The sequence below is a fragment of the Rhizobium sp. Leaf321 genome, assembly GCF_001423215.1.
Taxonomy (GTDB): Bacteria; Pseudomonadota; Alphaproteobacteria; order Rhizobiales; family Rhizobiaceae; genus Neorhizobium; species Neorhizobium soli.
The window spans coordinates 285,097-306,779 of sequence record NZ_LMOF01000005.1 but is presented as its reverse complement, the minus strand read 5'-3'; the positions used below and the strand labels follow the sequence as shown (position 1 = coordinate 306,779).

Below are 21,683 nucleotides of genomic sequence, written 5' to 3'. Positions count from 1 at the left end.
TTATGCGACAAGGAGCTGCCTGTAGCGGGTGACTGTGTCTTCAAGGTCTGCAAGTACGGTTTCGGTGATTGATGCATGACGGAGGTCCTGAGACCGGTCAGCCACGTCTTGAAGACCGACGCTGCTTGCTGCGCCCTTCAGAGTGTGCAGCAGATGATCGGTATGACGGTGGTCATTGACGGCCAAGGCGGAGTGAAGATCAGTGAGGAGTAGGCTTGCGTCTTCGAAAAAGCTCGACAGGAGTTCGTCGAACGTCTCTTCGCCCAGTGCCTCCACGATCTCCAACCGCCGGGTTTCGAACGCGTTATCGATGCTCGGACTTTGGACAGCCTCCACAGCAGTTTCCGCAGCCGCCTCCAGAGACCCGATGATACCCCGAAGCTGATGCATCGAGACTGGCTTCGACTGGAACCCCGTCATCCCCGCCTCCTCGCAAAGCCGCCTGTCGTCGTCAGAAGCATTCGCGGTCATGGCGATGATGGGAGCATTCCGGCTAAGGCCGTTGGAAGCGCGAATTTGCTTGGTAGCCTCTATGCCGTCCAGCCTCGGCATTTGCATGTCCATGAGGACGAGATCGAAGCGGGTCGTCTCCGCCAGTTTGACGGCTTCCAGCCCGTCGTTCGCGATCGTGACCAACTGGCCGAGATGGGCGAGAAACCCGGCCGCAACCTGCTGATTGATCACGTTGTCCTCGACAAGAAGGATATTCCATGCCTGAAACTGTTGGGGCGCAGCCTTTGCCGCCAAGGCGTCGACAAGACCCTTCTCGGCCGGGTTGGCAGGGATTACGAACCAAAAGATGCTGCCCTCGCCTTTGCGGCTGTTGACACCTATTGTTCCCGACAGCGCCTCTACGATCTGCTTGCAGATGGTCAGTCCCAGTCCCGTACCACCGTATTTCCGGCTGATAGACGCATCGACCTGCGAGAACGGCTGGAATAGCTTGCCAAGACCTTCACCGTCGATCCCGATGCCTGTATCTTCAATCTCAAACCTCAGCTGTGCGTCTTGCGGATCGCCAATCTCCAGCACGCGCAACGTGACGGTGCCCTCGCTCGTGAATTTGATGGCGTTGCTCAACAGGTTGAGAAGAACCTGACGCAGACGGGTGGGGTCCGATGATATGACCGGCGTGGTGAACGAGGTCGGCAGTTCCAGCGCAATGCGATTTCCATGTTCAGTTGCTCTGTCTCGTACCATTTCGACCGTGGCTGTGACGACGGCCCGAACGTCAACCGCGCGGGTCTCGACGTCCAGTTTTCCGTGTTCGATCTTTGCGAAGTCGAGGATTTCGTTGATGATTTCGAGAAGAGCCTGACCAGAACGCCTGATGGTCTGCAGGCCAGGTGCAACTGACGGCGGTAGGGGGGACAACTCCAGTAGTTCCGCAGTTCCGAGAATGGCGTTCAAAGGTGTGCGGATCTCGTGTCCCATCGTCGCCATGAACTGGGACTTGGCGCGGTTCCCGGCTTCCGCCGCGAGATATGACTCCTTCAGCTGGTTCGAAATCGCCTCCAGGCTGAGACCGGCAAGCTGAACTGACTTGAGCTGACGTCGCAGCGTAAGAATGAGGAATACCACGCAGCAGACAAGAAGTGCGACGAGACCCGCCGATTTCATCTGAAGGTCAAGGACTGCGTCCCGAGCCTCAGCCCGTTCGATGCTGACGGTGCTGTTCGTATAGAGAAGCAGTTTTTCCGTATTCTCTACCAGCCTCTCAAACTCTGAATCTGCTGTCTCTAGCTGCACCGGATCCACGGGGTCGCCTGCGGCCAGTCTGTCGAAAACGGCGCTGCGACCGAACACCGCGTCGCGAATGGCAGTGACCTGCTCGGCAACAGCCGCATCCAGCTTGAACTTTGTCTCGAACGAGGTTTTGTCGAGAATGTTCATTCGCGAGTACAGAATGTCGTAGCGCGTCCCGAGAGCCTTGATGCGCTCCGGATTCAGGTCGTTTTCAACGAGCATGATGTGCAGGGTCTCGTGCAACCGGCGCGCTTCCCGGTCGAGCTGGTAGACGGACCACAAAGCATTCTCGCGAATGCCGTCCTGCAGGGCGGAGTATTTCCTTGAGATATCGGCAAACAGAAAAACGAGGCCCAGCAACAGCAACACGGCAAAGCACTGCAGCACGACGGTCGCCTTGCTGGCTTTCCGGATGATATCGCCACTCTGCTGGGCGGCAGTGATCATTCAGCGACCTCGATATCCTTGATCTGCCAGACCGACCGGGAGAAGTATTTCTCGTTGAACAGACCTTGGTCCTTATCGAAAGGATACACGAGGAAGAGCGGGCCCTTGTCGCGGACAGACATCAGCTTGCCGTCCATGCGCGTGGCGAGCATTGTGTCGAGCAAGGTTGCATCTTCCATCGGCAGGTCAGCGGCATAATCGTTGAGCGCAATGACCTTGAGCTTGGTGCCATGGGCCCCCGCTGCCTCGAGTACAGACCGCAGAAGCGGGCCGGAGAACTTGACCACGCCTTCGGTCCAGGGGGTCTCCATTTCACCCGTGCGGCCCGCAAGGGCTTCGAGCATAGGCATGTCGAACTGGGCTTTGCCACCGACGTTGGGATGATCGAGCTTGGTGCCAGTCACCGTAAGCACCACCTTGCCTTTCGGCAAGTCAAGCGCCGTCGCCTGAAGAGGAAGCAGCGCGCCGGCGACAATGACGGCTGCGATCATGATGCGGTTTATCACTTGAAACTCCAAGATACGAAGTAGACTCGCGGCGCGCGCGACAAGCTGTCAAAACGGGGGGTGCCTATTGGCCAGCGTCCCATCGGGGCATGCGTGGTGGAATACACCGCGCGCTCCTCCCAGATCGGCGTCATGCCGATTGCGTGTTCAACGCTGTGGACGCCTTAATTCTAGGGCGGAGGCATTTATATTAGGTGAATCTTGAAATGAGAATTGGAGTAGAAAGAGACGTCACGAACGTAGCGCTCAATTCTTACTTCTTTGCTGTTGCCTCAGGCGCTTACGGTCGAAAAGATGACCGCCCCCTGTGGCAGATCGCTTTTTAGCTAGGGCGATGCGATCAGGCGATGAGCCGGCGGCGTATAGCTTCGGCAATGGCCTGCGTTCGGTTGGTCGCGCCGATCTTCTTCACGGCCGACTTTATGTAACTGTTGACCGTATCGTTCTGGTATCCAGTCGCGACCGCAATCGCCTCGCTCGTCAGCCCGAGACTGGCCTGGGTCAGGCAGGCAATTTCACCCTTGGAAAGCCGAAGCTGGTGGGCAGCGAAGCGATCCATCAGCGGCTTGGTGACAGCCGTGTGAATGGATTCCGCTACCAGCGAAAGGAAGATCAACTCCTTTTCGTCAAACGGTGTCGAGCGGGAAAAACAGATCGCTCCGTAAATGACATCGTTCCTGAGGATCGGGATAAGCGTTCGGTTGTGCAGGCCGAAGGTTCGTTGGAGGTAAACGAGCCTCTGCGGCGGCGGAGTTTCCGCGTAGACCTCGCTCTCGACCACGATCACGTTCGAGGCCTTCGCGGCTAGGACGAACGGGTCGGTCAGATAGAGGCGATCCGCGTCATAGGCGTCGAGGAATGCAGGAGGCATGTCGGTGTCGATCGAAAAACCCTGACCGAACCTGTAGTGGTCGACGTCGAGACCGCTGATGGAGATGTAGTCAAAGGGAACCGCCAACCGCAGGCGGTCAACGATGTCGTTTTTTCCGAAATGACGGTGCTTCGGCACCGAACGCAGGTCGCAATAGTCGTCGAGAGCGTTTGGATCAAGAATGGAAAGCGCGCTGACGGGCATATCAGAATCCGTTGGAAGATCGTCAACACGAGTTTTGGCGTCTCAGCGTTAACAAAAGGTAAAGACTCAACCTTGGATTTTGCAACCAACTGTCGGGCTCTTTCAAGCGAGGGCTTTTCTGAGGTCGATATATGGGAGGAGCCGCCCGTCCGCTGACCGAACCATGAAGTCACCCAGGATCCGATGCTCGAACCCGCTGGAGTCCGTAGCGTCCGGTCCTGTCGCAGATTTCGAGGCCATTTCGATCCGTGCCAGACTGTCGACCACCAGGCCAGTCGTCTTGAGGCCGTCCGACACGAGAAGAACGCGACTTTCTTGGCCGGTAGGAACTGCAGGCAACCGGAGCCGTCTGGCAAGGGAGATGAGAGGGATAGCTGTGCCACGGTGGACAAACAGGCCCATCGTGCCGCGTCCGACATTGTTCAACGAAACGTAGTCTTCCGGCATCTCGACGATCTCCCGGACATCGGCAACCGGCGTTGCCATGTCTCCCCCTGCTCTGAAGACCAAGTATGGCAGCAACGCGTCTCCGCGCTGCCCCGGCGCTCGACCGGCCGCCGCTGTCTTGGGCTTGGTGGATGAAAGTCGCGAAAACATCAGCAGGACATCGTCACTCATCATTGTGCGCTCGTCGAGGACGAGAAACAATGTCCGTCCGTCGACGGAATAGACACCGCTGAGAACAGACCCGGTCTCTACGGCATTATCAGGCATCGCCATAATGTCGCCCAACGGTATCGGCCGTATATCGACGACGGTATCGAGCGCAAAGCCCAGCAGCCGGTCGTCGGGGTAACGCAGGACGAGGACGGACGACTGCTTGCGTTCCGACAGGACGCCCATGCCAAGCACCCGAAGCGTATCAAGAACCGGCACCTGGGTGCCATGATGATCGATGACACCGAGGCAGGTCTCCGTCTTCATCGGCGAATCCTTCAACTGCGCGGTCGGCGCGGTGGCCTCGACCACCCCGGCCGCAACGCCGAAAGAAAACGCGCCGCACGTGAACAGCAGAAGCGGCTTCGCATTCGAGCTCGTCTTTGCGACCGCCTCCGCGACTGGCTCTTGCACCGACGGAATTCCCGGCAACGCCAAGATGCGCTCCGCTGCCAGGACCGAGATTACCTTTCCGCTGTGGAAGAATGAATGCGTGACCAAAGGTCCCTGTACAGCGGGTCGCGACACGCCCAGTTCATCGAGTGCCGCGACGTCTTCTGTCGCGATGCCGCGCACTTCGTCAGCAAAAATGCATATCAGCCTCTGTCTTACCCGCAGGACCAGAATCACGGCGCCGTAGGCCTCCGTCGCCGGCAGGCCGAGCATCGGTCGGATATCCATAACCGGGATGGTGCTGCCTCTCAATTCGAACAACCCGCACAAGCCGGTTGCCGCGATGCCTGCATTCGATAGCCCACCGGGCGCCGGAACGACTTCTCGGATATTCTCGACATTGATGGCAAGCATCGCCTCGCCAATGCGCAGGAGGCCGAACTGCTGCGTTGCAGGGCGACTGCCTCTCAGCACTTCCGGCATCGCAAGAGATCTGACCATCTGGTTCATGGGTTAACCCACTTTGCGCTGCTGCGCCGTCGAAGACGTCAGGTCATTGATGAGTTCGACAACAGTCTTCGAGACACGCTGCTGAGCATCCGTCGATTGCGCAATCTCCCGGATGGACTCGCCGGTCTTGTTCACGCTGCCGACGATCCGTTCGAAAGCCAGTCTCGCATGCTGCGACCGGTCCGTTCCCTGGTTGACGCGCATGGTCGATTCCTGGATGAGCTTGGATATCTCGTGCGCAGCTTCCGAACTTCTCTCGGCGAGTTTCCTGACCTCGCCCGCGACGACCGAGAACCCGACCCCATGTTCCCCTGCCCTTGCGGCTTCGATTGCCGCGTTGAAGGCGAGAAGGTTGGTCTGACTGGCGATCTCGCCAATCACCTTGACGATATCGGAGATTTCCGTGGAGGACTTCTGGATGAGATCGATTGCCGCGATCGCGCTGCCCAGCGCTTCTGAACCCTGTTCCGCATTGCCCTGCGTCTCGGACGCAAGCGTGGTGGCCGTGCGGGTGTTAGCGGTGATTTCCGCGATCGATCCGGACAGTTCTCCGACAATGCTGGTCATTTGCTGCGATTTCGAACGGATGTCATGCTCGAGCTTGACCTGATCGGTGATGTCGCTGGCATACTTCACCACGCGCACCGTCTCGCCCCGCAGATTGACGATCGGGCTGTAGATCCCCTGAATGTGCACTTCCCGGCCATACTTTCCAACGCGGGCAAAACGCCCCGAAAAGAATTCACCCTTGTTGAGACGCAGCCAGAAATCCCGGTAGTCTTCCGAGACGATGTAATCCTGGCTGCAGAACATGCTGTGGTGCTGCCCCGTGATTTCGCGAAGCGAGTATCCCATGACCCGTAGGAAGTTCTCGTTGGCGGAAACGACATGTCCGTCGAGATCGAATTCGACGACTGCCTGCCCCCGCCAGATCGCGTCGACCCTTCCCTCGAACTCGATGTTGCGCAGCTTCGCCTGCGTAATGTCAGAGGCGAACTTTACGATCTTGATCGGGCGGCCTGCGAGGTCGAGGATCGGATTGTAAGTCGCCTGAAGCCATATGTCGGCACCGCTTCTGGTGAGGCGTCGGTATTCCCCTCCTTCGAACTGGCCACGTCCCAGCCGGTCCCAGAAGGAACCGTATTCCGCTGTCTGCGTGAACGCAGGGTCGCAGAACATCCGGTGGTGTTTGCCCCGGACTTCTTCCAGTGAATAGCCGACGGCGGCAAGAAAGTTCTCGTTCGCGTCAAGGATATTGCCGTGCAAGTCGAACTCGATGACGGCCTGGGCCCGGCCGATCGCGTTGACCTTGCCTTCGAACTCGGCGTTCCGGATCTTGCTGGCAGTCACGTCATAGGCATACTTGACCACCTTGCAGGGGTTGCCGTTGAGATCGAAGATGGGATTGTAGGTCGCCTGGATCCAGACATCCTTTCCGCCCTTGGCGAGACGACGGTACTCTCCGCTCTCATAGTCGCCGCGCCCCAACCTCTGCCAGAATGCCTTGTAGGCGGGTGTTCGGGTTTGGTCGGCTCCGCACAGCATCCGGTGATGCTGACCGATGACTTCTTCCCGAGCATATCCCATCAGGGTGAGGAAATTTTCGTTCACTGCGAGGACGTGGCCTTCGAGGTCGAATTCGATCACGGCCATTGCGCGGTCGATCGCCGCTACTTTTCCCAGGAGTTCCGCCTCTACCGACTTGGTCGCTGTGACATCCATCGCGTACTTGACCACCCCGATGGTCACGCCGTTGTCGTCGAGGATCGGATTGTAGCTCGCCCGGATCCACACCTCGCGTCCGCCGCGTCCGATGCGCTTGAACTCTCCGTCGTGGAGCTTGCCCTCCGCCAGATCACTCCAAAACGCGGCATATTCGGGAGCTTCGACGATCTCCGGCTCGCAGAACATGGAGTGATGTCGGCCACGCACCTCGGCCAGCGAATAGCCCATGAGGGAAAGGAAGTTCTCGTTAGCGTTCTTTACCGTGCCGGTTAGATCAAATTCGATGACCGCTTGCGCACGGTCGATTGCGCGTGCCTTGTTGCGCAGAACGGCGATCTCGTTGAGGTCCGAAAGGGTGCTGACAGAAGACTTTAAAGTCATGGGAGAGCACTTTCGGTAACCAGGCAAACTTCGAATTTCATCACGAACCCCCTCCATCTGAAGCAACGGCACGACCGCGACGGTCTGATACCCGAATTTTAGAGGCAACTAACTAATGAAGGATTAATGCTAAATTAGAGCCCGCGTCGTTATGCGTCCGTTTCCGGTCGTACTGGCGCCGTCGCGGTAACCAAGTCGCTGTAACCAAATTTTGACGGGTTAGCGCTCATCCTTGTCCTGAATTGTAGTGAGTACGGGATAGGAACATGCGTTTCAGCGCTCAGCGGCTTGGCGATCTCGCCGGTATCATCCGGCATCTGAACTGGCGCCTCAGCCCGCTCAGCCGGATGGGTGTCGCCCGGATGGTCAACGACACGACGGCAGCGCTGGAAACTCTTGCTCGCAGCGAGGCCGATCTCTCGATATCGGAGCAAGCTGAAATACGGGCTATTGCCTCGCGGCTGATCGTGATCCTCCAGGACGCGTATTCCGGCAAAACACCGACAATCCACTGACGTCGGCAACCGGCCGTGTCCCTCCCACCTTTTTTATCGGACCGGTCCTGCGGATCCCGCCACCTGAATTTCGAACGCCGACAGCGATCCGCCGGCAAATTGACAATTGATAATAATACTCGATGAAGTCGAGCAAGCCACGAACTTCCCGCAGAGGTAGGCATTTGTGCGCACGCATGGCAGCATCGCTAATTAGCGCAAAATTTTTCTCATAAATCGCACCTCATAAGCATTGCATACTCAAACCTTGCGGGTTTAAAGGTCAGCAACGAATGAGGCCATATGTCGCAGCGACGGGTGCCTCACGTTTCCAGCCTATTCGGTTCCGGCCCCCTGTCGGGACACCAAGGAGCGATACAATGAGAGATGTCCCGGGGTTACCGTCCCGCCGTAGCTTTTTGAAGGCTTCGGCGGCAAGTGCGGCCGTCGTCGGCGTGGTGATGCAGGCGAAGGCGGAGACCCCGCCGGCCCCGCCACCGATCGAAGAATACCAGCCGGTCTGTCTCAAGCCCACTGAGTGGGCCTTCGTTATGGCTGCCACGGCGCGGCTCATTCCCTCCGAAGGCGAAGGTCCCGGTGCCATCGAGGCCCGCGTCCCCGTCTTTATCGACAAGGAACTGGCCGGTGGATTCGGTGAGGCGGCAGACTGGTACATGGAAGGTCCGCACGATGCCGCAGCCCATCCGTTCCGCGGCTGGCAATCGCCTTTGACGCCGCTGCAAATCTATCAGCAGGGTATCCCGGTGTTCGACGCATGGTGTCAGCAGACGCACGGCAAGATATTTGCCGAGCTTGACGCCGCAACTCAGGACAAGGCCCTGACCTCCCTCCAGAAAGACGAGATGAAGATCAAGCCCGAACTGCGCGACTTCTTCACGATCCTCTTGCAGAACACCAAGGAGGGCTACTTCGCAGACCCGATGTATGGCGGCAATCACGGCATGCAGGCCTGGAAATATATCGGTTTCCCAGGTGCCCGCGGCAGCTACAAGGAGTGGGTGTTGAAGCACAACGTCGCCTACCCGCTCGGTCCCGTTTCGATTTCCGGTGAGAGGGCATAACGATGGCACGCACTGCAAAGAAGAAGGACGTCGTCATCGTCGGTCTCGGCTGGACCGGCTCGATCCTCGGCATGGAACTCGCCAACGAGGGTCTGGAGATCGTTGCGCTTGAACGCGGCCATGACCAGAACACCGTTCCGGATTTCCAGTACCCGAACATGATCGACGAGCTGAAATACGGCGTTCGTCTCGGCATGATGCAAAAGCCGCGCAATTCGACCCTGACGATCCGTCGCAACGTCGATGAAGCCGCCCTGCCCTATCGCAGCCTCGGCTCGTTCCTGCCGGGTATCGGTGTGGGCGGTGCAGGCACCCACTGGAACGGTCTGAACTGGCGTCCGCAGCTCTCGGAATACCGTCTGCGCTCGCATGTGGAAGAGCGCTGGGGCGCCGGCATCATTCCGGAAGACATGAACCTGCAGGATTACCCCGTCAGCTACGAAGAGCTGGAGCCGTTTTTCGATCGGTTCGAGCATGTCGCGGGGATTTCCGGCAAGGCCGGCAATCTCAATGGCAAGAAAATCGAGGGCGGCAACCCGTTCGAGGCACCGCGCTCGCGCGAATACCCGATGCCGCCCATGCCGGTGACCTGGGACGGAGCCAAATTTGCCGAAGCCGCGAAAGCTGCCGGCTGTCACCCGTTCCCGAGCCCGGGCGGCATTGCCTCGCAGGCCTATGTCAACGAATACGGAATGCAGATGGGCCCCTGCAACCACTGCGGTTTCTGCGAACGCTACGGCTGCTACAACTATTCAAAATCCTCACCGCAGACGGCGATCCTCGACGCGTTGAAGCGCAAGCCGAATTTCGAATACCGCACCCATGCGGAAGTGCTGAAAATCGAAATGGCGCCCGACGGCAAAACCGCGACCGGCGTGACCTATTTTGACGAAAAGGCCGGCGAAGAGGTGTTCCAGCCCGCGGATCTGGTAATCCTGGCCGCCTATCAGTTGCACAACGTCCATCTGATGCTGCTCTCGGGCATCGGTCAGCCGTTTGATCCCGCAACGAACGAAGGCGTCACCGGTCGCAGCTATGCCTACCAGATGAACGGCGGCTACACGATGTTCTTCAAGGACGAGGTGTTCAATCCGTTCATCGGCACCGGTGCCAACGGCATGTCGATCGATGATTTCGGCATGGACAATATCGACTTCGGTCGTGAAGGCTTTATCGGCGGCGCCTACTGGCGTGCCGGCCAGTCCAACGGTCAGCCGATCCGCTCCATGGCGCTCCCTGCGGGCACGCCGACCTGGGGTGCCGGCTGGAAGAAGGGCATCGGCGAGTGGTACGGCCACTCGATGTCGATCGGCTCGCACGGTTCGCACATGTCCTATCGCGGCAACTATCTCGACCTCGACCCGACCTACAAGGATCGCCACGGTCGTCCGCTGATGCGCATGACGTTCAACTGGCAGCCGAACGACATCCGCATGACCCAGTTCATGAAGTCGAAGATGGAGCCGATCGCCAAGTCGATGAACCCGACCTCAATGCAGGAAGGCTTCAAGAAGGACGGCGCCATGTACGACGTGCGTCCTTACCAGACGACGCACAATGTGGGCGGCACTGTGATGGGTGACAATCCGAAGACCTCGGCAATCAATCGGTATCTGCAGGCCTGGGACAAGCACAACATCTTCGTGATGGGCGCCGGCGCCTTCCCGCAGAACACCCAGTACAACCCGACCGGCATGGTCGGCGGCCTGGCCTATTGGGCGGCGCATGCGATCCGGACGCAGTACCTGTCCAATCCGCGGCCACTGGTGTGAGGAGCGCAACGATGAAAACCTTTCTTCGCGTCATTCTCATCCTCGCCGTTCTCGGCGTCGTCGGCCTTCTCGCCTTCATCTTCGTGCCGGTCCAGCGCACTGCCGCGGTTGCCCAGCTCCCGGCTGATTACAAAGCACCGGCGGGCAGTGGCGAATACGCCATGCGGGCCGGTGACTGCATGGCCTGTCATACCGCGGAGGGCGGCAAGCCCTTCGCCGGCGGCCGGCCTATCCACAGCCCGATGGGCACGATCTGGGCCACCAACATCACACCGGACAAGGAAACCGGCATCGGCAATTACACGCTCGATGATTTCCGCGCGGCGCTCTACGACGGCGTTCGCAACGACGGTGCGCATCTCTACCCGGCCATGCCTTACGAAAACTATCGCAAGCTGACGGAAGAGGACATACGAGCCCTCTACCAGTATTTCATGACCGAGGTGCCTGCAGTTTCCAACAAGGTCGAGGAAACGGCACTGTCCTTCCCGTTCAACCAGCGCTGGGGCATTCGCGCCTGGAACTGGCTGGCGCTGGGCAAGCCGGGCTTTGAACCTGTTTCGCAGGACGAGCAGTTCAACCGTGGTGCCTATCTCGTGCAGGGCGCCGGACACTGCGCCGCCTGCCACAGCCCGCGCAACCTGCTGATGGCGCAGGACGGTACCGACGAGAGCAGCGCTGCCTTCCTGACCGGCGGCGAGATCGACGGCTATACGGCACCTGACCTGCGCGGCCCGCAAAGCGCACCGCAGAAATGGTCCACCCAAGAGCTCGCGGCCTATCTTACGACTGCCCGCAACGCGCATTCCACGGCAACCGGCGAGATGATGCTGGTGGTGCGCGATTCGCTGCAATACATGACGCCCGAGGACAATCTGGCGATCGCAACCTACCTCAAGAAGATCGGCAGCACTGGCGGTTCCACGGCACCGGCAACGCCTTCGGCGGCGCCTGAAAAGGCCGACGTTACCGACACCGAGAAAATGCTGACGGAAGCCAAAGCGGATATGCCGCTCGGTCCCCGCCTCTATCTCGACAATTGCGGTGGCTGCCACTTTGTCAACGGCAAGGGTGCCGCGGAAATCTTCCCGGAGCTTGACGGAAATTCGCTGGTTACCGCGAAGTCTTCAAAGGGCCTGTTGGATGTCATGCTGCACGGAGCGGAACTGCCTTCGACCAAGGACCGTCCCATGCGCGTGCGCATGCAGGGCTATAACGACCGCCTCAACGACGAAGAAGCGGCAGCACTTGCCACCTTCCTGCGCCAGGCCTGGCATAACGACGCTCCGCCGGTCACTGCGGAAGACGTCAAGGCTGTCCGCCGCTAGACCATGACATCAGACCCTGCCGGTTCGTAACCGGCAGGGTCTTTACACGTCGCCATGGGTGGCATCAGCCGTTGGCCGTTGCCAAGGCCTCCGGCGGCCCGAGGATCGCAATACTTCGCCGCGTCAGTTTGGCGTGATACATGCGCCGATCTACGAGAGCGACAAGAGCCGTTCTCGACCACTTGACCTCGCTTGCAAAGCCAAAACCCAGCGCCGCACCGACGCGCAGCGTTTTGCTTCCGATCGTGACGGCGGCCAGCACAGTGTCCATCATCACGGCGAGCCTCTGCTCCTGCATTGCACTGTCTCCCATGTCTGACTGGAACAGGAGGGCAAACTCGTCACCGCCCAGCCGCGAAACGAATTCTCCCGCTCTCAGGGACGACAACAGTCTTTTCCCGATAACCGCAAGCAACTCGTCCCCGACCGGGTGACCGTGCATGTCATTGACGATCTTGAAGCCGTTGAGATCGAAGATTGCGAGCCCGAACTCCTCATGGTTGGCGCGATCTTCGATAAAGTGAGCGATCCGTTGCTCGAACCCAAGACGGTTCGGAAGCCCGGTCAGGCTATCGGTGACGGCCGCGGCTCGCAACGCCTCTTCCTGTCTGATTTGCGCGCTCGTCTGTTCGGTGACATCGGTCAGCGCCTCGAGATCGTAGAGGTCGTTTCCAATCTTGATCCGGCGTGCGGAGATCATCACGGAAATTTCCCACCCGTCACGATGCCGGATCTTGCCCGACTGCGCGGAGTAATACCCAACCTCGTCAAGGAGTTTGATCCTGGCAACACGGTCTGAACCATCGACGATCAGGCCGACATCCGTCAGTTTGCGACCAACCAGTGCCGTTTCGTTCATCCCGACGAGGTCCATGTAAGCCTGGTTGACCCGCACATAAACGGAGTTTGGCCCGGCCGTCGAAATGGCATAGGCAAGCGGAGAGATGTGAAACAGCGTCTGCAGCATTCCGTCCAGCCCATCTCCGCCTTGTGTCACATTGGAAAAGAGTGAGGCTGCCGCCCGTTCATCCGAAAGCATCGGCCTAACCCTTATTCGCTTTAGGGGATTGCCACAGCAGGACGACCGGTGACGGCAAGAACCGCAGATCCACCCGATATTGCATGTCGCAGGTTCTGTCTGTCATCATTCCCTCGCCGCAACCTCGCCCGATGGAGAGGTTCGCGGGTGAAAAACCTCCAGCTAGTTTTGCGTCCACAATACGAGTCACAAACTCGACGACTTCCGTCATCTCTATCCATTCGGCCCCGGCCGCTTTGGATCCCGACCTATACCCTCGGCGACCCGCAAACCCCGTGAGCATGTTCAGATCGAACTGCGCCGTATTGCCGATGTCCAGGTGCTCGAGATTCCTTTTGACCAAAAGGATCAGTTTATCGAGCGCTTGTGCGGTGGAGAGCCCGGCAGCCAGCAGTGCGAGTGGTATTGCGATCAGCATTTTCACAAAACTACCCTCATGATGTGGCGTACCGGGTCGCCATGCTCAGAATTCCGACCAGCCTTCATTGGCCGCCTTCGACCGCTGTAGTTTGCCAGGAAGCGACTGGATCATTTGTCGCGCAGGCGAAGCTGCAGGAGAATGCGCCCGACCGTTGCTTTGCCCCACCGCGCTTGGCGTCGTTTTGAACCCGGCGACAAGCTCCGAAAGTCTCTCGGCCTCGTTGGAGAGTTTTATCGTCGCCGCAGACGTCTCTTCCACCATGGCAGCGTTTTGCTGCGTGATCGTATCCATGCTGCCCACGGCAGAGTTGATTTCAGCTATCCCAGTCGCCTGTTCGCGCGACGACATGGCAATCGATACCATGTGTTCGTCGATCGTCTGCACCTGTCTGCCGATGCTTCTCAATGCCTTGCCCGTTGTGTTCACAAGATCGACGCCGCGCGCGACATCCTGAGAAGATCTCGAGATGAGATCCTTGATTTCCTTGGCGGCCCGGGCTGAGCGTTGCGCGAGCTCCCGCACCTCCTGCGCCACCACCGCAAAGCCTTTCCCCTGGTCACCGGCACGGGCTGCTTCGACCCCCGCATTGAGTGCGAGGAGGTTCGTCTGGAACGCGATTTCGTCAATGACACTAATGATGTCGTTCATTTGTTTGGATGACTCGACAATGTCGCTCATCGCCTTGACGGCCTGCTCTACGATTTCTCCGGACGTTGCTGCCTCTGTTGCAGAGGCCGTCACGACCGCCTGGACTTCTGTCGTCCGGGTTTGAGACTGCCGCGCGATTGAACTGATCTGCTCCAGCGCTGCCGCTGTTTCTTCAAGCGCCGTGGCCTGCCGTTCGGTGCGCTTTGCCATTTCGTCGGTCGCAGTGGCGATTTCGGCCGACTGCGAGAGAACGAAGCCGACCGTGCTTGAGATCTCGGAAAGAGCACCGTTGAGGCTCGATACGGAATCGTTGAAATTATGCTTGAGCCCGTCGAAACTGACCGCGAGGGGCTGTTCCAAGGGCCGGGTCAGATCACCGCCGGAGAGAGATCTCAACGCACTTTCGAGGGCTGAGAGCGCTGTGTCTTGTTCCGCTTTCAGCGTCGCCTGCTCCGCTTCAGCGTGGCTCTCTCTTCCGCAAGGACGTCGAGATAGACCGAGATCGCATAATCCATGTCCACGAGGGCCGCTTTGACAACCGTCGTTACGTCGTCTCCGATCTTCTGGCGTTTGCCGCGCACCAGGAAACTACCAAGCTCATTATCGATGACGGCGCGCACGATGTTCTCGATCATCAACGCATAGCCGCCAATGTACCAGCGCGGTTGAAGCCCAAGCCTTGCATGGGCTTTGCCGATCATGGTGACTTCATCAACATAGGCTTCGTCGAACTTTGCCGAGGAAATCGTTTCCCAGTGTCGAGCCTGTCGTCCTTTTGCCTGGGTGATGTGATTTTCACCGGAAAAGTATTTGGAGGTTTCCGGGTGATGACGGACCTTGGCGTAAAACACATCGAGCGCGCTATCGAGCGACCCGTTAATGATGGGCGCCAATGCTGCGAGTGTCCTGCGCTGTGGATCACCAAGACCAGCGAAGTCCAGTCGGTCGTTAAGCGTTGCCTGTGCTGATTTCTGCGTACTCATGTATGTCCCCTGCTGCGGTCCCTTGGTAACAAGGCATGGTTGGTCTGCCCGCTAAAGCGAGTGCGATCTGTTGCTGACGGGAACGCAGTCCATCACCGGCGCGCGTGCTTCGAAGCCATCGCGTGGCAAGCAAGGGGGCTCAAAAACCCAGATGTCTACCGAACAGGTGTTAGACTGTCAGGTGGCGGCTGTTCCTGATCTTCACGGCCATAAAACCCTCATGGGTATGCGGCGCCACGGCGCCTATCTGGCACCACAAATCTAGGATTCAGGGGATAAAAAACCGTTAATAGTTCGCCCTATGCTATAGTAGCAGAACTTGATTTAAGCAGCGCCATCGTTTGACCGAGGCTATATCTGGCAATCGTCAAGCATAGAGCCAAAAATACGAGTTTTTGCCTTAAAATTCATGCCGCATGTAAGCGCTGCTATGACCGGCAGCGTGCTCATTGCATTCTCAAGACAGCGGTCGATATTGACAGAAGAGAGCTGGGACATCGTCAAGGTCATTGCGTAGGGTCTAAGCGTAGGCAACCGCCACAGCATCGTGAGTCTCTGCGACGGGACAGAATATGCTTTGCATACAGTCAAGAACCTGGCGGACACCTTCCTCGTGAGAGCGATAGAAAACCGTCTGCGCTTGTCGACGCGCCGAGACGAGGTTCGCGTCCCTGAGAATCTTCAGATGTTGAGAGAGTGCCGATTGGCTGAGATTCACCGCCTTTGCGAGTGAACGCACGTCGCGCTCCCGATCCTGCACCAGACAAAGGACTTTGAACCGTGCGGGGTGCCCCATAACCTTCAGTAGATCGGCGGCGTCGCCCTCATCGAAGGGAAGAACTTCTCCCGACAGACCGATGTCCATAACGCCTCCAACCACCATTGAATAAAATCGCGTATCTTCATGGACCGAACCGAGTCCGGCGCAACATCAGCGAGAAGTAATACAAGCAAGATATAAGCTGCGGCGGCTAAGCATCTCCGCATTACGTCTCTGCTTCAATACGCAAATTGTACGTTATTTTATCGCAGTCCAGACGTTTTACGCATCTTAACAATACTTAACTCTGACAACCGCCGAATCTGTATTAAGGCAGATACGAAACGCGGTCTCGCCGCCCAATATACATTCAATGCTGGTGTGAAATGACAGAAGCAGACGCGTTGGAGATCCTGCGGATCTCTGTCTGGGCAATGCTCCTTGCTTCAGCGCCCGCGGTTTTCACCGCGATGGCAGTCGGCCTGGTTATCAGCCTTGTCCAGGCTCTCACGCAGGTCCAGGAAAGCACGCTGAGCTTTGCGCCAAAAATTGTTGCTGTCTTTGTAGCGCTGGCAGTGGCCGCCCCGTTCATAGGCGGCCAACTCAATCTTCTCGTTGTCGAGATTTTCTCTCATGTGCAGTCGGGTTTCTAGGCCGGCTGCGATCTCAAGAGGTCAGGCGTCTGCAGTCTCTCGCACTTCGTCGAGCAGGAAGAACACGACCACATAGCGGGTCGCATAGGATCGGCCGCCCTCGGCATCGCCTGCGTCCGAACCTCCGTCGGCCGGGTGCCATTGCTGGTAGTGCGGATTGTTGGCGATCAGCGTGATCGCTTTGCCAGTACGGCTACCGCCAAGACGATAGCGTGTTTCCGCCAACGGCCAGACACGTTCGTAATCCTGTTGCGTGAGACGGACCTTAAGAGCATGGCGCGTTACCGTTTCGCCCTGCGAAACATCTCCCTTGCGGGCCACTGGAACCTCCAGCGAAACCTCCTCAGCCCCATCCAGTATGAAGTCGAATTCCTCAGGCCACGTCCGCTTCATGTAATCGCTCCTCCAAGCTATACCGAGGGTTGCCGACGACTGTATCGTCGTCTGCCGAGACAATATGCAAACATTATCCCCTTCTGAAAAGCATCAAACCGCCTACGGCCGCACTATTTCGTGAGTTCACGCTTGGCGCCGACAAATGTCTTACCAGGCCGCCACAGGGAAGGCGTCGATCGGGATCTTCAGGTACCTCACGCCGTTCGCCTCCTTTGGCGGCAGCTCTCCTGCCATCAGATTGACCTGCAAGGCATGCAGCATCAGTTTTGGAAACGGCAACGTTTTGTCACGGCTGATGCGAGACTGGATAAACTCGTCACGCCCTGACCGGAGGTGAATGTTCTGCGCCTTCTGTTGCGCGACGGTGCTCTCCCAAAGCGCTTCCCGCCCGCCATGACGATAATCGTGGCCGGTGAACAGCCGGGTGTCGTCGGGCAAGTTCAGGATTGCCTCGATCGACGACCAGAGATCTTCAGCGCTGCCTCCGGGAAAATCGGCGCGGGCCGAACCGCTGTCGGGCATGAACAGCGTGTCGTGGATGAAGGCCGCATCGCCGACCACATACGTGATCGATGCCAGTGTGTGGCCGGGCGAATGCATGACGCGGCCCTCGATCTCACCGATCATGAACCGGTCGCCATCCGAAAACAGCCGGTCCCACTGGGATCCGTCGGTTGGCATCGCCGGCGCATTGTAGATGTCCTTCCATAGCGCCTGGACCTTGACCACGTCGGCGCCGATCGCGGTCGGCGCGCCGGTCTTCGACTTGAGGTATGCTGCTGCGGTGAGATGGTCTGCATGGGGATGCGTGTCGAGGATCCATGCGACGTCCAGTCCCTGCATCTGGATATGTGAAAGGAGCGCATCGGCGTGACGCGTGGCCGTGCTTCCGGATTTCTCGTCGTAGTCGAGAACCGGATCGATGATGGCGCATTTCTTCGTGGCCTTGCAGCTTACGACATACTGGATGCTGCCGCTACGCGCGTCGTAAAAACCAGCGACTTCGGGTTGGGCACTCATGGTGTAAAATCCGGCTTGTCAAACGCCTACACTGGCGCGGCTCTATGATGGTCTGGCCACAGGATGTCCACGAGGCAGGTCTGATCGCAGCAACGCTGTGACAGCGGGCAAGACGAGGACATCAAGCGTCACGGCGGCCCCTCCTAAGTCAACCTCTCACGAACGTCAACTCGGAGCCCTTTGCCGCAATCTTGCTTACCAAGCGATAGGGCCAACCCGATAAGCCGCGCCCTTGGATCGAGACCAGCCGAGCAGTTGTTCGCGCGTGGCAACGCGCTTGATTTTGCCCGTCGCAGCCATAGATCCACATCGTTGGCCGGCAAACAAACTGGTTGTGCCTGTGGCGCATGTCTCGGCGACCCTGGATGCGGCTGATGTGTGGTTCCGTTTGGCAACTGCGAGTACTTCCGCGGGGAGTACGGTTGCCTCGAGATCACGCGGGATCGGCAACCGACAGGATGAGCATATGCACAATCTTATCAGACATCTCAGCTTGCACTTAATCACATGCCTTTTCGCGATCGGCGTCGTATCGCAGGCCCTCGCCGCTCCCGATGTCGTCAAAGTCGGGCCGGATCATTACCAGGGGACATGGCTGGAAATCGGGAGGACCCCGATGTTCCTGACCGATGGCTGTGTTGCCGGTTATTCCACCTACCGCAAGGGCAAAACGCCTGACACGGTCATGGTCGAAGACGGTTGTCGTGTCGATACTCCAAACGGGCGCCTCAAAACGATCAATGGGACCGGGAAGATCCAGGATTACGGAACGACGAACGCAACGATGCGCGTCCGCTATCCACTGTTCATCACCTTCACCTACCGCGTGCTCTACAAATCGCCGGATAAATCCTGGTTCATCAGCGCCAACCCGTCGATGTCGGACCTGTGGATCTATTCGCGAACCGTACCATCGAAATCCAAGCTCAACCGCATGGTGCGCAAGGCGAGCGAACTCGGCTACGACGTAAAGAAGCTGGAATTTCCGCCAGCCCGCTAGGCTGACTGGAAAGCGTCCGAACGGTTTGGCGTCCACGCGACAAGACAACCGTTCGGAACGCGAGCTTCGCTGCGGCTTCGAACCTTGGTTTTATAAAGCTCGGCCCCTACCCTGCGACCAGCTTGAGAGACCGAATGGAATTCTGGGATCGAGCGCGCGGGCTTCGTCACGCAGATTGTTTTCGGCCAATATTTCAATAATCCTTGAAGTCTTGAATAATTATTGTTCTATAGCCTTTACAGGGCTTTGAAAGCCGGGCAAGCGCCCGCGCCTGATCACTATTGGACAAGGAACGAACTGGTGAACGAGCGACAGGTCCTTGATGCGTTTGGCGCACTGTCACAGCAGACCCGACTGCAGGTCATTCGCAAGCTCGTCGTCGCAGGCCCGGGCGGACTGGCGGCGGGTATGATTGCCGACGCTGTGAACGTGTCGCCTTCCAACATTTCTTTTCATCTCAAAGAACTGGAACATGCGGGCCTGATCAGCGCTCAGCGGGAGTCACGCTCCATCGTCTACAGCGCGAATTTCGAGACCCTCAACGGCCTTGCCCATTTCCTGATGGAGAACTGTTGTTCGGGCCAATCTGATGCCGGTTGCGGGCCTACAGAACTCGCAGGGTCTGGGTCATAGGAGCCCTAAATGCGAACGTTTCAATCTTTTTCGATGGAGTATCCAAATGGCTGATCTGCCAGCGGCCTCGCTTGATCTCATTTCCCAGCCCGACCTTGAGGCACTTCGACCACCCTATTCGCAGCACAAGCCGCGGATCCTGATCCTCTATGGATCGCTGCGGAAGATTTCGTTCAGCCGTCTTTTGGCGGAAGAGGCATCCCGGCTCCTCGAGCACCTTGGATGCGAGGTGAAGATCTTCAACCCCGAAGGTTTGCCCCTACCAGATGCCGCACCCGATACGGATCCGAAGGTTCAGGAATTGCGGGCGCTTTCTCTCTGGTCGGAAGGCCATGTCTGGGTCAGCCCCGAGCGGCACGGTGCAATGACCGGCATTATCAAGGCGCAGATCGACTGGATCCCCCTCACGACCGGTTCGGTGCGACCGACGCAGGGCAAGACGCTTGCCGTCATGCAGGTCTCCGGTGGCTCGCAGTCCTTCAACGCGGTCAATCAGTTGCGCATTCTCGGTCGTTGGATGCGGATGATCACCATTCCGAACCAGTCGTCGGTTGCCAAGGCATGGCAGGAGTTCGACACGGATGGCCGCATGAAACCCTCGGCCTACTATGATCGCGTCGTTGATGTCTGCGAGGAACTGGTCAAATTCACATTGCTGACCCGGGATGCGTCCGACTATCTGACAGACCGCTATAGCGAGAGGAAGGAAGAGGCCGCAAAGCTCGAACAGCGCGTGGATCTGAAGTCGATATGAGCGAGCGGCCGCCGATCGGCACTATCCTTGCCCTAGGCCTCACCCAGATCATCGGCTATGGAACTCTCTATTACAGCTTCAGCATTCTTGCACCCGATATGGCGCGAGACCTGAACTGGTCGACGGAGTGGATATTTGCCGCACTTTCGGCGGCACTTCTTCTGGGCGGCTTGACCGCTCCCTGGCTCGGCCGGGCCATTGATCATTTTGGCGCAGGACGGGTGATGACGGCCGGATCCGCGATTGCCGCGGCAGCGCTGGTCGCTTGTGCCTATGCGCCGGGAAAGAGCGGCTTCGTCGCCGCTCTGATCGTGATCGAGATCGCCGCCAATCTGGTACAATATGGCGCGGCCTTTGCGCTGCTGGTGCAGGCAAGCCCCCGCACCGCCCAGCGCAGCATCACCTATCTGACCCTGATCGCCGGCTTCGCCTCGACGATCTTCTGGCCCATCACAACGGCTCTGCACGCCCATCTGTCCTGGCAGAATGTCTACCTGGTGTTTGCCGGGCTCAATCTGCTCGTCTGCCTGCCTCTGCACGCCTGGTTGTCCTACGGCCTTGCCCAGGGGAAGTCGCAGAAACAGAACGGCACGGCGCAAGTCGTCGAAGGGTGCCTCAGCCCGGACGTCCGGCAGTTCGGGTTCAAGCTGATGGTGGTGGGGTTTTCACTGCAATCTCTCGTCAGTGCGGCGATCCTGGTCCATATGGTGCCGCTGTTGTCGGGTCTTGGCCTTGGGGCCACTGCCGCCATTGTCGGCACGCTGTTTGGTCCGTCACAAGTGCTGAGCCGGTTTGCCAATATGATGCTCGGCGGCAATCTGCCGCCGCTGGCTTTGGCAACGATTGCCGCCACGTTGATCCCCGGGGGTGTATTGATCCTCACCCTTACCGCTCCGTCGGTGGCAGGCGCCATGGCGTTTGCCGTTGTCTTCGGTTTGGGCAACGGTCTTTTCAGCATCGTCACCGGCACCCTGCCGCTGATGCTGTTTGGCAGCGCTGGCTACGGCAGGCTGCAGGGCAAGGTCATGGCCGCACGATTGATCCTGTCCGCGACCGCACCGTTTGCGCTGTCGTTTGCCATGGCCCATTTCGGCACGCTGTGGTCACTGACCATCACAACAGCGCTCGGGGCCTGTGCGATTGTCGCCTTCGTCGGGATTGCGCGACTGGAGCGCCGCCACAAGTCTGGCGATCATCTCGCGAGCCGTCCGGCCTGAACCAGTACGCTGGGATCCGTGCGTCCTTGGTTGCCCGCTGGGA

Annotated in this window: 21 protein-coding genes; 9 read left to right on the top strand and 12 right to left on the bottom strand. The window is 58.5% G+C overall.

The features are described 5' to 3' along the window. The 5 genes from ASF70_RS05080 to ASF70_RS05060 form a co-directional block, all read right to left on the bottom strand. Nucleotides 1-2,193: an ATP-binding protein gene (locus ASF70_RS05080; RefSeq protein ID WP_062577969.1), complete on the bottom strand. Its 2,193-nt coding sequence runs from the start codon at nt 2,191-2,193 to the stop codon at nt 1-3. Further along, nucleotides 2,190-2,699, bottom strand: coding sequence for a molybdopterin-dependent oxidoreductase (locus tag ASF70_RS05075; protein WP_244473966.1), 510 nt, complete (start codon nt 2,697-2,699; stop codon nt 2,190-2,192). The genes ASF70_RS05080 and ASF70_RS05075 overlap by 4 nt, the downstream gene beginning before the upstream one ends. A gap of 340 nt (nt 2,700-3,039) precedes the next feature. Further along, on the bottom strand, nt 3,040-3,774 hold the full coding sequence (locus ASF70_RS05070) for an autoinducer binding domain-containing protein (RefSeq protein WP_062459805.1): 735 nt from the start codon (nt 3,772-3,774) through the stop codon (nt 3,040-3,042). A gap of 102 nt (nt 3,775-3,876) precedes the next feature. Continuing rightward, nucleotides 3,877-5,334, bottom strand: coding sequence for a chemotaxis protein CheW (locus tag ASF70_RS05065; RefSeq protein WP_062577966.1), 1,458 nt, complete (start codon nt 5,332-5,334; stop codon nt 3,877-3,879). 3 nt (nt 5,335-5,337) lie between these two features. Continuing rightward, complete coding sequence (locus tag ASF70_RS05060; protein ID WP_082471773.1) at nt 5,338-7,440, bottom strand: PAS domain S-box protein; 2,103 nt, start codon at nt 7,438-7,440, stop codon at nt 5,338-5,340. A 266-nt stretch (nt 7,441-7,706) separates the two neighbouring features. Here ASF70_RS05060 and ASF70_RS05055 point away from each other — a divergent pair, with 266 nt between their 5' ends. The 4 genes from ASF70_RS05055 to ASF70_RS05040 all read left to right on the top strand — a co-directional run bounded on the left by ASF70_RS05055 (nt 7,707) and on the right by ASF70_RS05040 (nt 12,116). Continuing rightward, nucleotides 7,707-7,955 carry a hypothetical protein gene (locus ASF70_RS05055; protein WP_062459810.1) on the top strand — a complete coding sequence of 83 codons (249 nt, stop codon included), beginning with the start codon at nt 7,707-7,709 and terminating at the stop codon, nt 7,953-7,955. Between the two features lie 359 nt (nt 7,956-8,314). Beyond that, complete coding sequence (locus ASF70_RS05050) at nt 8,315-9,016, top strand: gluconate 2-dehydrogenase subunit 3 family protein (RefSeq protein ID WP_062577964.1); 702 nt, start codon at nt 8,315-8,317, stop codon at nt 9,014-9,016. Between the two features lie 2 nt (nt 9,017-9,018). After that, nucleotides 9,019-10,788 carry a GMC family oxidoreductase gene (locus ASF70_RS05045; protein ID WP_062459814.1) on the top strand — a complete coding sequence of 590 codons (1,770 nt, stop codon included), beginning with the start codon at nt 9,019-9,021 and terminating at the stop codon, nt 10,786-10,788. 11 nt (nt 10,789-10,799) lie between these two features. Continuing rightward, nucleotides 10,800-12,116: a cytochrome c gene (locus ASF70_RS05040; protein WP_062577962.1), complete on the top strand. Its 1,317-nt coding sequence runs from the start codon at nt 10,800-10,802 to the stop codon at nt 12,114-12,116. Nucleotides 12,117-12,180: 64 nt separating this feature from the next. Here the strand turns inward: ASF70_RS05040 and ASF70_RS05035 are convergent, their stop codons facing one another. The 5 genes from ASF70_RS05035 to ASF70_RS05020 all read right to left on the bottom strand — a co-directional run bounded on the left by ASF70_RS05035 (nt 12,181) and on the right by ASF70_RS05020 (nt 16,072). Beyond that, a complete protein-coding gene (locus ASF70_RS05035) occupies nt 12,181-13,155 on the bottom strand; it encodes a sensor domain-containing diguanylate cyclase (protein ID WP_082471772.1) in 975 nt (324 codons plus the stop codon). 4 nt (nt 13,156-13,159) lie between these two features. Continuing rightward, the gene (locus tag ASF70_RS05030) at nt 13,160-13,579 is read right to left on the bottom strand and encodes a hypothetical protein (protein WP_156461768.1); all 420 of its coding nucleotides are present in this window, start codon (nt 13,577-13,579) and stop codon (nt 13,160-13,162) included. A 39-nt stretch (nt 13,580-13,618) separates the two neighbouring features. Then, nucleotides 13,619-14,584, bottom strand: a complete 966-nt coding sequence (locus ASF70_RS24570; RefSeq protein WP_244473965.1) for a methyl-accepting chemotaxis protein — start codon at nt 14,582-14,584, stop codon at nt 13,619-13,621. Between the two features lie 77 nt (nt 14,585-14,661). After that, on the bottom strand, nt 14,662-15,207 hold the full coding sequence (locus ASF70_RS24565; RefSeq protein ID WP_244473964.1) for a protoglobin domain-containing protein: 546 nt from the start codon (nt 15,205-15,207) through the stop codon (nt 14,662-14,664). A gap of 520 nt (nt 15,208-15,727) precedes the next feature. Further along, the gene (locus tag ASF70_RS05020; RefSeq protein WP_062578407.1) at nt 15,728-16,072 is read right to left on the bottom strand and encodes a metalloregulator ArsR/SmtB family transcription factor; all 345 of its coding nucleotides are present in this window, start codon (nt 16,070-16,072) and stop codon (nt 15,728-15,730) included. Between the two features lie 281 nt (nt 16,073-16,353). On the opposite strand from ASF70_RS05020, the gene fliQ reads away from it, so the two are divergent. After that, the gene (gene fliQ / locus ASF70_RS05015) at nt 16,354-16,620 is read left to right on the top strand and encodes a flagellar biosynthesis protein FliQ (protein WP_062459823.1); all 267 of its coding nucleotides are present in this window, start codon (nt 16,354-16,356) and stop codon (nt 16,618-16,620) included. Between the two features lie 21 nt (nt 16,621-16,641). On the opposite strand, the gene ASF70_RS05010 is transcribed toward fliQ, so the two are convergent. Both ASF70_RS05010 and ASF70_RS05005 read right to left on the bottom strand, forming a co-directional pair. Next, entirely contained in the window at nt 16,642-17,013 is a 372-nt protein-coding gene (locus tag ASF70_RS05010) for a hypothetical protein (RefSeq protein WP_062459825.1), read from the bottom strand. 150 nt (nt 17,014-17,163) lie between these two features. After that, nucleotides 17,164-18,036: an MBL fold metallo-hydrolase gene (locus ASF70_RS05005; RefSeq protein WP_062459827.1), complete on the bottom strand. Its 873-nt coding sequence runs from the start codon at nt 18,034-18,036 to the stop codon at nt 17,164-17,166. Between the two features lie 466 nt (nt 18,037-18,502). Here ASF70_RS05005 and ASF70_RS05000 point away from each other — a divergent pair, with 466 nt between their 5' ends. From ASF70_RS05000 to arsK, 4 genes are all read left to right on the top strand, one after another. Further along, nucleotides 18,503-19,036: a lipocalin family protein gene (locus ASF70_RS05000; protein WP_062577956.1), complete on the top strand. Its 534-nt coding sequence runs from the start codon at nt 18,503-18,505 to the stop codon at nt 19,034-19,036. Between the two features lie 300 nt (nt 19,037-19,336). Further along, entirely contained in the window at nt 19,337-19,669 is a 333-nt protein-coding gene (locus ASF70_RS04995; RefSeq protein WP_062577953.1) for a metalloregulator ArsR/SmtB family transcription factor, read from the top strand. A gap of 46 nt (nt 19,670-19,715) precedes the next feature. Then, nucleotides 19,716-20,423 carry an arsenical resistance protein ArsH gene (gene arsH, locus ASF70_RS04990; RefSeq protein WP_062577951.1) on the top strand — a complete coding sequence of 236 codons (708 nt, stop codon included), beginning with the start codon at nt 19,716-19,718 and terminating at the stop codon, nt 20,421-20,423. Further along, entirely contained in the window at nt 20,420-21,640 is a 1,221-nt protein-coding gene (gene arsK, locus ASF70_RS04985) for an arsenite efflux MFS transporter ArsK (RefSeq protein WP_062577949.1), read from the top strand. Before arsH ends, arsK begins: the two co-directional genes overlap by 4 nt. The last annotated feature ends 43 nt before the right edge of the window (nt 21,641-21,683 follow it).